This window comes from Butyrivibrio sp. MC2021, assembly GCF_000621605.1.
GTDB lineage: Bacteria > Bacillota > Clostridia > Lachnospirales > Lachnospiraceae > Butyrivibrio.
Genome location: NZ_JHXX01000001.1, coordinates 1,023,106 through 1,036,633 on the forward strand (window position 1 = coordinate 1,023,106; position 13,528 = coordinate 1,036,633).

13 protein-coding genes are annotated in these 13,528 nt (G+C 43.0%); 9 read left to right on the forward strand and 4 right to left on the reverse strand.

Annotated features, from left to right (window positions below):
* Positions 1–128 precede the first annotated feature (128 nt).
* A complete protein-coding gene (gap, locus tag T359_RS0104250; RefSeq protein WP_022777812.1) occupies positions 129–1,160 on the reverse strand; it encodes a type I glyceraldehyde-3-phosphate dehydrogenase in 1,032 nt (343 codons plus the stop codon).
* 227 nt (positions 1,161–1,387) lie between these two features.
* On the opposite strand from gap, the gene T359_RS0104255 reads away from it, so the two are divergent.
* From T359_RS0104255 to T359_RS0104295, 9 genes are all read left to right on the forward strand, one after another.
* Positions 1,388–2,206, forward strand: a complete 819-nt coding sequence (locus T359_RS0104255; RefSeq protein WP_051544912.1) for a histidinol-phosphatase HisJ family protein — start codon at positions 1,388–1,390, stop codon at positions 2,204–2,206.
* 86 nt (positions 2,207–2,292) lie between these two features.
* Positions 2,293–3,033 carry a GGDEF domain-containing protein gene (locus tag T359_RS0104260; RefSeq protein ID WP_026516396.1) on the forward strand — a complete coding sequence of 247 codons (741 nt, stop codon included), beginning with the start codon at positions 2,293–2,295 and terminating at the stop codon, positions 3,031–3,033.
* A gap of 79 nt (positions 3,034–3,112) precedes the next feature.
* Positions 3,113–4,030: a transglutaminase-like domain-containing protein gene (locus T359_RS0104265; protein WP_242839040.1), complete on the forward strand. Its 918-nt coding sequence runs from the start codon at positions 3,113–3,115 to the stop codon at positions 4,028–4,030.
* Between the two features lie 19 nt (positions 4,031–4,049).
* The gene (locus T359_RS0104270; protein ID WP_026516398.1) at positions 4,050–5,105 is read left to right on the forward strand and encodes a type II secretion system F family protein; all 1,056 of its coding nucleotides are present in this window, start codon (positions 4,050–4,052) and stop codon (positions 5,103–5,105) included.
* 15 nt (positions 5,106–5,120) lie between these two features.
* Positions 5,121–5,468 carry a hypothetical protein gene (locus T359_RS0104275; protein WP_026516399.1) on the forward strand — a complete coding sequence of 116 codons (348 nt, stop codon included), beginning with the start codon at positions 5,121–5,123 and terminating at the stop codon, positions 5,466–5,468.
* Between the two features lie 12 nt (positions 5,469–5,480).
* Complete coding sequence (locus tag T359_RS0104280; protein WP_026516400.1) at positions 5,481–5,975, forward strand: DUF4860 domain-containing protein; 495 nt, start codon at positions 5,481–5,483, stop codon at positions 5,973–5,975.
* 38 nt (positions 5,976–6,013) lie between these two features.
* Positions 6,014–6,523: a hypothetical protein gene (locus T359_RS0104285; protein ID WP_026516401.1), complete on the forward strand. Its 510-nt coding sequence runs from the start codon at positions 6,014–6,016 to the stop codon at positions 6,521–6,523.
* Positions 6,523–6,933: a hypothetical protein gene (locus T359_RS0104290; protein ID WP_026516402.1), complete on the forward strand. Its 411-nt coding sequence runs from the start codon at positions 6,523–6,525 to the stop codon at positions 6,931–6,933. Before T359_RS0104285 ends, T359_RS0104290 begins: the two co-directional genes overlap by 1 nt.
* 172 nt (positions 6,934–7,105) lie before the next feature.
* Positions 7,106–7,468 (forward strand): response regulator, encoded by a 363-nt coding sequence (locus T359_RS0104295; RefSeq protein ID WP_022764589.1) that lies wholly within the window; start codon positions 7,106–7,108, stop codon positions 7,466–7,468.
* Between the two features lie 93 nt (positions 7,469–7,561).
* Here the strand turns inward: T359_RS0104295 and T359_RS0104300 are convergent, their stop codons facing one another.
* From T359_RS0104300 to T359_RS0104315, 3 genes are all read right to left on the reverse strand, one after another.
* Entirely contained in the window at positions 7,562–8,707 is a 1,146-nt protein-coding gene (locus tag T359_RS0104300; RefSeq protein WP_026516403.1) for an MFS transporter, read from the reverse strand.
* 240 nt (positions 8,708–8,947) lie between these two features.
* Positions 8,948–10,990 (reverse strand): methyl-accepting chemotaxis protein, encoded by a 2,043-nt coding sequence (locus T359_RS0104305; protein WP_026516404.1) that lies wholly within the window; start codon positions 10,988–10,990, stop codon positions 8,948–8,950.
* A gap of 483 nt (positions 10,991–11,473) precedes the next feature.
* A complete protein-coding gene (locus T359_RS0104315; protein WP_026516406.1) occupies positions 11,474–13,522 on the reverse strand; it encodes a methyl-accepting chemotaxis protein in 2,049 nt (682 codons plus the stop codon).
* Positions 13,523–13,528 lie beyond the last annotated feature (6 nt).

Here is a 13,528-nt window from a genome sequence, read left to right on the forward strand (position 1 = left end):
TTTAGCATCATCTTCCTTTCGCACGAGTGCGCATCTAACATACCTATTTTCATGTTTTTATATGAAAAATAGGTCCGGTCCAATAGGACCGGACCTCATCTAAAAGACTATTTGATAATCAGAGGTTATCAGCCAAGCTCTGCAAAGTACTTGATTGTTCTAACCATCTGTGATGTGTATGAGTTCTCGTTGTCATACCATGAAACAACCTGTACTTCGTATGTATCATCATCAACCTTGTTAACAAGTGTCTGAGTAGCATCGAAGAGTGAACCGAATCTCATACCAACGATATCAGATGAAACGATCTCGTCTGTGTTGTATCCGAATGACTCTGTAGCTGCTGCCTTCATAGCTGCGTTAACAGCTTCCTTAGTAACGTCAGCCTTCTTAACTACAGCGAAGAGAAGTGTTGTTGATCCTGTAGGTGTAGGAACACGCTGAGCAGCGCCGATAAGCTTGCCGTTAAGCTCAGGGATTACAAGGCCGATAGCCTTAGCAGCACCTGTTGAGTTAGGAACGATGTTAACAGCACCTGCACGTGATCTTCTGAGGTCGCCCTTTCTCTGAGGTCCATCAAGAATCATCTGGTCACCTGTGTAAGCGTGGATTGTGCACATGATACCTGACTGGATAGGAGCATAATCATTAAGAGCCTTAGCCATAGGTGCAAGGCAGTTTGTTGTGCAAGATGCAGCAGAAATGATCTTGTCGTCCTTTGTAAGAGTCTTGTGGTTTACGTTGTAAACGATTGTAGGAAGATCGTTTCCTGCAGGAGCAGAAATAACAACCTTCTTAGCGCCGGCATTGATGTGTGCCTGTGCCTTCTCCTTAGATGTATAGAAGCCTGAGCACTCAAGAACTACGTCTACGCCAAGCTCTCCCCATGGGCAATTGTTAGCATCGGGCTCTTTGTAAATCTTGATTGTCTTGCCCTTAACTGTGATTGTTCCAGCCTCGTCGTCAGCTGTTACGTCATCCTCGTGACCTACTTCTACATAGCGTCCCTGTGATGAATCATACTTCAAGAGATGAGCAAGCATCTTAGGGCTTGTCAAATCGTTGATAGCTACTACTTCGTAACCTTCTGCACCGAACATCTGTCTGAAAGCAAGACGACCGATACGACCAAAACCATTGATTGCTACTTTTACTGCCATTTTAAGTTCCTCCTAAAATGAATTTATTTAATTGGTTGCTGTTCCTAATCAAACTAAATTGATAATTTTTTATCAGCACTTACAATTCTAATAAAAAACAGCGCATAAATCAAGTAAGAATAGCAAAATATTTACGGATTAGTTATACTAAAGAAAGCAAAATCAAGGAAAAAAGTTAAATTGTCTATCAATAAATCGTCAATACCCAAATAGAAAGGCGTTTTCATATGATCCTGGCTGACTACCACATGCACTCATCCAACTCGGGAGACAGTGAGACTCCCATGGAGGAGATGACCCTTTCCTCCATAAAAATGGGACTGAAGGAGATCTGTTTTACGGAACACATGGATATGGACTTCCCTCTCCTTCCGGGACTTCCTCCGGATCCCTTTTTACTGGATGTGGAAGCATATAAAAATGAACTTACATATTATAAGGAAAAGTTTGCTGATAAGATAAACATAAAATTCGGCATCGAAATAGGCATGCAGGAGCAGGTGGCCTCCGAAAACACTGCCCTTATCAAGACCCACGACTTTGACTTTGTCATCGCATCCCTGCATCTTCTTGATCACAACGACCCCTACTACGGAGAATTCTGGGGCGGCAAAAAGGTGGAAGACGTCCTTCGCCACTATTTCGAAGAAACCCTGAAAAACATAAAGCTCTTCTCCGATTTCGACGTTCTGGGACATCTGGACTACATAGCCCGCTACGTTCCGGAGGGGGATCACACCTACTCCTATGAGAGATTCAAGGATATCATCGATGAGATCCTGAAGTATCTGGCGGATAGCGGCAAGGGGCTTGATCTTAACTCCAATGCTTTAAAGAGCTTTTCCTACGGTAATTCCAATCCAAGTCCCGAGGCCATCGCAAGGTTCCGGGAGCTCGGGGGCAAAATAATCACCTTTGGCTCAGATGCCCACACTCCCGAGGGAGTAGCCTCAGCCTTTGATCAGATGAGGGATATCGCTCTGAATGCAGGTTTTACCGAGTACTACACCTTTGAAAAACGAGTACCCACAGCCCACAACTTGTAAATAAAAAAGAAACTTTTTCATTCCTTCCTTTATTCAATTATCGAAATATAGTAAAATAATATTCATACACAGGAGGGGAAGTCTCTATGAAGCAGGACCACTATAATAAGAGTATGCGGACGAATATCTACAGCTCAATATACTTACTCAAGATCGTTTCTCTTGGTATTCTTATTATCCTGACAGGTATTCTCGCATACGTTTTCCATATGGATAAACAGCAGTACCACGAATTATCGGAGGGACCGACTCCGGTATTTCTTATTGTGGTGGCCGCCTGCGTCATCTTTTTTATAATATCCATTCTTGTTGATTTCTTCATTCTTCACCGCACCGCATCCATAGGAAGGCGCCTTAACAAATTGGCGTATATCGACAAGCTCACCGGTCTTCCCAACCGCTACAGCTGTGACCTTCTTATAGACAGCTTCAATGATCCCGTGAGGCTCTCCAATGCGGGCTTCATCCTTCTCCAGATAAAAAATCTCGTATCCGTCAACAAAGACAACGGCCACGATAACGGCAACTGGCTCATCTCCGAATTCTGCGCAATACTGGAGGATGTATCCGAAAGCTACGGCTACGTGGGCCGAAACGGTGGAAACGAGTTCATCATGCTCATAGAAAATTGCGACAGCACTGCTGCCGATATGTTCCTTTTAGATCTTACAAAAAGAATCCACGGTTACAACGAAATGAACGTGGGCACGCCCTTAGAGGTTTCCTACGCCCGTGTTTTGAACTGCGATGAGCACAAAGAAAAGATATCGGAGGTAATTTCGCTGGGATATAAAAAGCTCAGAGAGATGCCTCAGACTCTTTCGTGAAAACATGAAAAAAAAGACTTTTTTCCCGAGAAAGAATATAAATACGGCACGGCTCCTTTCGGGGGTTATTGCCTGCTCTATGTTACTTCTGTCCGGCTGCAGCGGAACATCCTCTCCTCTTGATGCAATTGTGAAATCAGGGGATACTTCGGACAGTGAGACCCTTGAAAAGGGAAGCAGGGATAATACCCCTGTTTGTCTTATGCCCGAAGCCCCGGGATATGTGGTCTACAGCAATGACTACACCAGAGTTGATGCTTCAAATGTGGCGGAAGGCTACGTTGTGGTCTGTTACACAGGGGTCTCGGAAAAAGTCAAACTTCAGATAACAGGTCCTGATGAAACCACCTATACTTACAGTCTCACGGTGGATGTCCCCACCGAGGAAGTTTTCCCGCTCCAGTCAGGCGACGGGGAGTATATGGTCAATGTATATGAAAACATTGAAAAGAATCAGTACACCATGGTCTTTACCCAGCCTATTCAGGTGACCCTGAACGACGAGTTCAGGCCCTTCCTCTACCCCAACCAGTATGTGGCCTTTGATGCAGGAAAAAGGGCTATCGCAAAGTGCGCAGATCTGTCCTACTCCTGTAACAACGATCTGGATGTGGTATCAGCGGTTTACAACTATGTAATAAACAACATCGAATATGACTATGAGGAGGCAGAATCCGTACAAAGCGGCTACCTGCCGGACATTGACGAAGTTCTTGCCACCAAGAAGGGAATCTGTCTTGATTATGCGGCCCTCATGACCAGCATGCTAAGGAGCCAGAGGATCCCCACAAGAATGGAGGTGGGCTACGCCGGGACAGCTTATCACGCCTGGCTCAGCACCTACATCGAAGACATCGGATGGGTCAACGGCATGATCCAGTTTGACGGCAAGACCTGGTCGCTGATGGATCCCACCTTTGCTTCAACCACCGACACAGAAAAACTCAGATCTTTCATCGGAGACGGCAAAAACTATTCCGTAAAATACATCTATTAATTATTTTTCCGGAGGCAATATGAAAACCAAAGCCACACTCAAAAAACTAACCAGCTATGAAATTGCAAATTTCTGCAGACAGATGGCACTTTTGATAAAGGCCGGCATATCTCCCGCTGAGGGCATTGAGATCCTGATCCAGGATCTTCATGACAAGGGAAGCCTTAAGCTTCTTCAGCAGATAAGCCAGGTGCTTCTTAGCGGCGAGCAATTCCATGTGGCCCTTGAGATGAGCAAGGTGTTCCCCGACTATGTGGTTCACATGGTCACCATCGGTGAGGAATCCGGAACTCTGGACACCGTAATGGAGTCCCTGGCGGATTACTACGACCGTGAAGAGAATATCGAATCCAACATAAAAAGCGCCGTGAGCTACCCTCTCATCATGGTATTTATGATGCTGGTGGTGGTAGTGGTTCTTATCGTCAGAGTCCTTCCCATCTTCGAGCAGGTTTTTGCCCAGCTGGGAACCAGCATGAGCGGCTTCTCACAGTCACTGCTGAATCTGGGAACTCTGCTCAACAGATATTCCGCAGGCCTTGTGGTATTTCTGGTGATACTGGCAGCACTTTTCATCTTCTTCTCCTCCACCTCCGCAGGTAAAAAGTCCTTCAGATCCCTTCTTACAGTCTTTGGGCCCACCAAGAAACTGATGAGGGAACTGGAAAGCGAGCGCTTTGCCAGCGGTATGGTACTGACACTGTCCAGCGGCATGGACACCTACGAAGGCCTTTCCCTGGTGGCCAAACTGGTGGAAAGCGAAGAAATGAAGAATAAGGTTGAGTCCTGCAGAAACATGCTTATCGACGGAGACTCATTCCCGGAGGCCCTGGAGAAATCCAAGATCTTCTCATCCTTTTACTCACAGATGGTTTATGTAGGCTTTAAAACCGGCTCCATGGACGCAGCCATGAAGCAGATTGCCGAGAGATTCGAGCACGAGACGGAAAGAAAGATCTTCTCTCTCATCTCTGTCCTTGAGCCCACCCTGGTAATCATTTTGTCCGTTATCGTAGGAATGATACTTCTTTCTGTAATCCTTCCTCTTATGGGAATAATGTCCACCATTGGATAATTCGGGAGAACGCTTATGTCAAGATTCGAAGACAAAGATGCCTTCAGCATCCGCATATCCGACAGCGCATACAGGATACTCTCTCTCTTTATCTTTACCATTGTAGCGGTGCTGTTCTTTATCGCCGTGGATGAGACCGGAAAGGTAAATGTAAGAAAGCAGCAGGAATCCTTGGAAAGCGCCCTGTCAAGGGACATCGTTCAGTGCTATGCCATTGAGGGCAGATATCCTCCAAGCCTTGAGTACATGGAGGAGCACTACGGCCTTGTTTACGACAAGGAGATATTTTTCGTTGATTATCAGCCCATCGGGGCCAATCTATATCCTGATGTAACTGTTATTTCTATCGGTGGCGAAGGTTAAGGAGCTTCTTAGATGGATTTAAACGCTAAAAAAAGCCATGCAATCGATACGGTATTTGTCATATGTCTGATGTTCCTTTTTATCCTATGCGCAGTATCAGTCATAGGAATAGGAGCCAGCATATACAAAAAGAATGTGGGACAGATGACGGACAATTTTTCCCACAGGATATCCTGCGCCTATATCACAGAGAAAATAAGACAGTCTGACGAAGACGGCGCAGTTTTTACCCAGGAACTATTTGACAAAAACGTCCTGGTGCTTCAGGAAAAAAAGGGTGATGCCCTTTACGATACCTTTATTTACGATTATGACGGCTATCTTATGGAGCTTTATATAAGAGACGATATCAAGACCTTTTACCCACAATCGGGTCAGAAAATCCTTAAAATCAGCAGTTTTGACGTGCGGGAACAGTCTGATACCGTCATAGCCGTTGATATAGTTACCGAAGACGGAAACAGAAACAATCTTTACATATCCAAAAGGAGTATGAAGGCGCAGTAATGAACAGGCGAAGCAGTTCAAAAATCAGTTTGTTCCTAATGGAACTTATAATCGCCATCCTGTTTTTTTCCCTTGCAAGTGCAGTTTGTGTAAGGCTTTTTACTTCTGCCCATATTCTCAGTGAAGACAGCATCAACTTAAGCAACGCCGTGACCTGGTCCCAGAACCTGGCTGAGGCCTTCTACGGAAGCAAAGGACAGCTCAAGGAAATGGAAAAGCTTTACCCGCAGGCTTTTATCAGCACTGACGACACCATGGACAAAAATACAGTTATCTTGTTCTTTAACGCTGAATGGGATTTAAATGCTGAGGGTCTGGTGGACGCCTCCTACGAAGCAATTCTTGAAACCGAAAGGATGTCCGCCCAGGAAGCCTATGCCGATGTCAACGAGTACGGAGTTGAACTGGTGGGGGATGCCATAACAGGAAGAGTCGCTGTGATCGACCTAAGAGGCACAACACAGGTATTTTCCAGTATTCCCGATAACAATACAAGAATAATATACACCATGCCGGTGGATGTATATATAGGAAAGGAGGATCAGTGATGGAGCAAAACAGACAGACTCCGGCTCACGTGGGCAGCGGATCGATACTGCTGATCTTCACGGTGCTGAGCCTTATTTCCTTCTCTGCTCTTACCATGGTAAATTCCAAGGCTGACTACAATCTCAGCTATAAACTGGCAGGAAGGCAGGTGGCCTACTACAATGCCTGTCACCAGGGAAATGCTTTTGTGGCAGCTGTAAATTCCGGGTATACCCAGGGAGAAGAAAATGGTATAATAAAGAAAAGTATACCAATAACCGACAACCAATCTCTTAATATTACGTTAATGTCGAATTTTTCAAAAAATACAGACAATTCGAACAATAGTTATATGATTACCGGTTGGAAGATAGTAAATTACGAGAACGACGGCTATGATTACACACTTCCCGTGTATACAGGCGGGTGATAATTTTAAAACAATTTCCCTAAGACTTTATCAAATTTTAATTTTTTGCATAACGATTTAACGCATATATTTAGAAATCCGTGGTACAATAGATTATGTACTGAACAACTAATTCAAAACACAAATTGCTTAATTTTTCTTAGCAACTAAAAATACTTATTGGAGGTTCAATATGGGAAAAAGAATACTCATTACCGATGACGCCGCTTTCATGCGTATGATGCTTAAGGATATCCTTTCAAAGAACGGATATGAGATTGCCGGCGAAGCTGAGAACGGTAAAGTTGCAATCGAAAAATATAATGAGTTAAAGCCCGACCTTGTAACTCTGGATATCACAATGCCCGAGCTTGATGGTATCGGAGCTTTAAAGGGAATCAAGGCTGCAGATCCTAATGCGGTTTGTATCATGTGTTCTGCTATGGGTCAGCAGGCGATGGTTATTGAATCTATTCAGGCCGGAGCTAAGGATTTCATTGTTAAGCCTTTCCAGGCTGACCGTGTTCTTGAGGCTGTTAAAAAGGCTATCGGATAATATCCGAACTGCCCTGTCTCCGAGAAATAATATGGTCTTGTCGGTATAACCGGCAAGACCATTTTTTGATTGCTTAATTTATTTAAAATTCAATTACTCGTTGGTTTTTACTTTCTGAAGAGCAAGTACGCAGATAACGGAAGCAATAAAGAATTCAGCAAGGCACAGGATCGCATTTCTAAGCCCCAGCCTCTCTCCCAGGATTCCGGTAAGGGCGGTGAAGATAACTCCGCCTATGCCTGTAGCCGTCGTTATCATGGCCGTAGCGGTGGCTTTTCTGTTGGCTGAATAATCAAGCATGACATTGAGTACACAGGGGTAAATGGCGCCGCAGGCAAAGCCAAGAGGTATGCAAAGGATAAGTACCGCCCAGGGTGAATTCATCCTTGAAATAATGGCTGTGATGCAGGGAATTGCCACTACCGCAATCAGAAGGAGCTTTCTTACATATTTTGAAAAAACGCCCACCAGAACTCTTGAAGGTATCATAACAACCCAGAAGATTGACAGGGCCTTTTTACCGAAATCGGAATTAAGAACATCTGTAAAAAGCGTATCTATAAAGAAGGCAAAACCGTTCTCGAAGCCTACATAAATGCACATTACAACGCAGAGGAAAAGAACTCCCGCAATGATGAATTTTCCTTCTGCCTTGGTCTCTTCTTTGATCTCCTCCTCTTCTTCCGTCCTCATTCTTCCATAGAACATTACACCCAGGAAAGCCACCACAGTACCTATGAAAAGCACTATGAAAAGAAGCTGCCATCCGCCGCCCCTGCTGAGGTAATAATCAACCACAAGAGGCGCCACGAAAGCTCCAAGAGCGTACATGGAGGTCATGATTCCTATCTTAAGCCGTCCGGTCTTCGGATAGCTCTCAGCCAGAGCTGCAATGGAGATAAACTGCAGCGCACTGGTTGTAAGTCCCAGGAAGAAGATTCCGCCTATGAATATGGGCTGGAGGCTGCTGCAGAAAATAAACAGCGCTGCTGTGGCCTGAAGTCCCATGAGGATAAGGATGCACTTTATCTTGTTGGTCCTGTCAGCCCAGCTTCCCAGGATGATGGGTGCCAGCATGGTGGCAAAAAGTTCAACGGATGCGAATATTCCCATCTTGGTCACGGAGAGGTCGTAGGCCTGGCCGATGGAATATAAGCTGGCCTGATAGCCCCCGGCTTCGAAGCCGTTGATAAATATTATAAGGAACAAGAATAGCCATAGAAGATTTTGTTTTTTCATGGTTGGTATACTTATCTCCTTTTCGCAAATAATGGTACATTAATTTTATCATTATTTGCGGTATTGAGATATTATAATAGCGATATTTAAGAAATATATAACAATATATCAAGAATCACAAAAAAAACGCCAAGAGCCTGATGTATTAAGGCTTTTGGCGTCTTTAGTTGGTATTAAAACTGTCAAAGACAGGATTTTATCAGTGAAATTACTATTAAATCACGATTAATTTTGCATTTCTTATCGTATGCTAAATCTGCTTAGCAGCTCATTGATGGATATAGCTGAATCAGATACGGAATTTGCAACATTCTCAACACCCTTTGATTCATCAGCAATCTCCTTAGCACTTACTGCCAAATTAGCTACAGTAGCTGTTATTTCTTCAGAACTAGCTGACTGTTGCTCAGATATAGCAGCAACACTTGATGCTATATCATTTACATTTGCCATCATTCCAATCATGTTGCGCATTGTGTCTGCTGTACTATTGAGCTCCTGATTGATCTTACTAAAGCTATCTCCAGCTTTTGAAACTGCTCCACTACTATTGGTAATAGCCTCCATATTTGCCTGAGATTTCTCGGCAAGATCTTTAATAAGATTTGTGATCTCTGCGATAATATCGCTGATTTCTTTAGCAGCTTCCTGGCTGTTTTGAGCCAGTTTACCGATTTCATCAGCAACAACAGCAAAACCTTTTCCGGCTTCTCCGGCTCTTGCAGCTTCAATACTTGCATTAAGTGACAGAAGGTTTGTCTGCTCAGAAATAGAATCAATCATCTCAACGATTTCAGTAATCTTATCTGCAGAATCTCCTACTGTAGAAACCACATCATTCATATCACTCATGGAAGATGTTATTACTTCCATATTCTTCTGAACATTGCTCATATCATTCTGTCCAACTTCAGCCTGATCTACAAGACTTAGCATTATCTCATTTGTCTTATTTCCATTATCGGTTAATTCTGCAACTGACTGTGCAAGCATAGTTGCATTATTAGCAAGTTCTCCTACTGCATTTGAAATATCATCCATTGTTGTCTGGATTTGTTCCATCGATTTAGACTGCTCATTAGCTCCTTCAGTCATCTTACTTGAAGCATCCTTTGAAGAGTTTGAGTCAAATTGTAGTTGTTCCGCTCTCTCCTGTATATTAGAAATTGTATCATTCATTACTTGAACATAATTTTCCATTTCTTTGCTGATAAGACCAATTTCATCACCTTTATCTTGAGGCATCTGCGTAGTAAAATCCCCTGATGAAATCTTAAGTATACTATTAGAAAGACTATTAACAGGCTTAGAAATAACTCTGCTTATTGTGATCAAAATAATAACTGTGATTATGAAAATCAATGCAATCATTGCAATCATTGCAATAATCATAAATCTGTTGGATGATGCCAAAACATCATTTACAGGAACAGAAGAAACCATATTCCAACTTGTACCCTGAATATTATAGTAGCAAACATAATATTCTTGTCCGCTTAACGGATTTTTTATTTTTGTAACCGCAGTACTACCGGAATCAATATATGCTTTAACGCTAGATAGAAAAGCATTTCCTGATTCAGATATTTTTTTACCATTTAAATCCTGATTAACATAGCTGATAATGTAATCCCCGGCAAGTATTATAGAACTACCTGTTTTCATGGGAGTATATTTTGATGCTTCATTCTGAATATCACCAAGGAAAACGTCAACAGCACAAACTCCTTCCATTCCATTATAAAAACTGTTCTGTCTTACAAAAGAGACACAAAGCTGCCCGGTAGATGAATCAACATAAGGATCAGATTCAATAAATGTCTCATGTCCTTGTGCAAGTTTATACCAATCTCTTTGTGTAGGCTTCCAGTCAGGAGCCTGTATGGTATGATTGGCAAAAACATAAGTATCATCCTCATAACCAATGTAAATTCCTGAATTGTTAATGATTGTGTAATTTGTAGAGGGCTCAATATATTTTAGAATTGCTTCCTCATCTTCAAAAGGAACCTGTTCCATGGTATCACAATATTGACCAAATTTTGCCAACAGCATTCTGAATCCGGTTCCTATATTGTAAGCATTAGTCTGTGTTTCAGCCTGAAGATCCATAAGAGATACATCTTCAATTGTAGCTTTAGCATTGAATGATAGAATAAGAATAATTGCAACTACTCCAATGATAATCACAGGCAGTAAACACATCAATAATGTTTTTCCAATACTTTTTTTTACACTCGAATTGTTTTTTCCATTATTTCCAATAGTTGAAGCTGTTCCCATTTTTACCCTCCATTTATAAATGTATTAATAAACATTATTGTACGTAGATTCATATATAAATATATTTTACAAGTATATAATAAATAATAAATTTATCCATAATTAAACTTTTGTTAAACTTGCGTAAATAAACGCTTTTTTTGAATCTAAATTCGTCTGTTTTTTATTGCACGGGAGTTTGAAACCTAAATCATATCAAAAATAGTTGCAGAAGAATCGGATTTTATCCAGTCTGAAGTTTTTAAGAACAGCAACTATTTTGGTAAAAGAAATGATCGAATACTTTACTACGACTGCTCTAACTTCTATTTCGAAATTGAGCAAGAAGATGGTAATAAAAAGGTTTCTGCTGCAGATAATCACCTATTCGCCCAAATATGCAGCTTATCAAAAGGCAATCAGGGAAGCTCAGGTACAACGTGCCGAGGCTATGATCAACAAAGGAAAGCTAAAAAAGCCCAGGCAGGTGGCCCGGGCTTTATATTAACTGATTGTGAAGCGCTGGAGGTTTTCATTGATGGTGTCAACCGCATCGGATACAGATGACGCCGCATTGGCAACCAGCTCTGAGGATGAAGCAACACCCTGGGCTGCTTCTGTTACGCTCTCAACGTTCTCAGCGATCTCCTGAGTGGAAGCTGACTGCTCCTCGGATACGGAAGCCATATTGGTGGCAACATCATTAACCTTCTCCATCTGCTTAGCCATCTCAGCAAGTATATCGTTGGCCTGAGACAGCTCTGTTGTGATCTCCTGGAAGGTTGTGGCCGCTACATTAACTGTCTCGGCACTGTTGTTGATAAGGGTTGTATTTGTCTCAGACTTCTCAGAAAGAAGCTGAACCTTCTGGGACATATCCTTGATGATCTCACCGATCTGGTTGGTAGCATCGGCGGAGTTCTGAGCAAGGGTTCCGATCTCTGAAGCAACAACCGCAAAGCCTTTTCCTGCCTCACCTGCTCTTGCAGCCTCGATGGAAGCGTTAAGGGAAAGCAGGTTGGTCTGGGAGGAAATGGAATTGATAAGGTCGATGATCTGTGTGATCTTCTCTGCTGCCTCATCAACGTTGGAAACCGCATTGGCCATATCCTTCATGGAATCTACGATATCGGACATACCGTTTGCCACATTGGACATATCGTGCTGTCCGGAATCAGCCTTTTTAACCAGTTCGTTCATGGAGCTCTCAATAGCCTGCTCCTGCTCTGTTACATTGGCAACGGTCTGGGCAAGGATAGTAGCGTTCTCTGCGACCTCGGTAACAGCCTTGGCCATATGCTCAACATTTTCTTTGATCTGGCTCATGCTTGAGGACTGGTTGTTAGCTGCTGCCTCAAGGTCCTCAGCTGTACTCTTGGAGGTCTGGGCATCTCCCTGGAGCTTGCCGGAAACATCCTTGATCTCTGAAAGAGAAGTCCTCATTCCGTGGATAAACTCACCCATGGCTCTGTTCATATATGCAATCTCATCATCACCCTTGGCAGTGATATCAACGGTAAAGTCACCGCCGGAGATCTTTTCAATATTATCAGTAAGCGCTGTTACAGGCTTCTTGATCATCTTGCGAAGAGCCTGAGCTATGATAATGATAACAAGGATAACTGAAACAACCGTAACGATAAGCAGAATATAAACAAGTCTCATCAGTATAGCAAGAACTTCGTTCTGCTTGGCGTAAAGAACTACGCTCCAGTCGGTTCCGTTGACACCTGAGGTTACCGCATACCACTTTGTTCCTGCTGCTTTAATAGGCTTTACTACTTCCACATCATCTTCTCCCTGGGCAGCTACAAACTCGCCGATGGAAACGATAAGGGGATTATCTGTTACTTCTGATATATTCTTTCCGCAAAGGCTTGGATCATCTTTAAAGGAAAGGATAGTTCCGCCCTTGGTGATCATCATGGCACCACCGGACTGATATACTTCAACTTCATTAAGCTTTTTCTGGGAATCGGACATGAACAGATCTGCAGCAAAGCAGCCCTCACGGCCATCCTTGAGATGAACATGTCTTATAACGGTAGCGCACAGCTCGCCGGTAACATCATCAAAATAAGGCTGATCGTAGTAATAGAACCAGGAATTGTCATAACCTACAGCCTCCACATACCAGCCGTGGGATGTGACATTTTCCATGACATAATCCGGAGCATTGGGATAAATGAAGGTTTCGTCATTAAGAGCCAGATAAGCTCCGGTAGGGAGCATTTTGTATCTTCCTACAGTTCCGGCCATATACTCCATGATGGCATCATTGCTTTCAAAGTTGCTCTGCTCAACCGCATCAGCAACTGCGTTCAGATAATAGAATGTGGCAGTAAGCTCCTTATTTACCTGGGATGCACTGGCACTTACCTGATTGGTCAGGGAAGTATCGATAAGATCCTTCACCATTCCATAGCCAAAGCCTATTACAAGTCCCTCGGCAATAAGAATGCTGGCTATTAAAAGCACAACAAACATAATCGAGATTCTTACGCTAATGGCCTTTGTAGCTCCTTTTTTTGCATTGTTCTGCTGATTACTCATTAATTA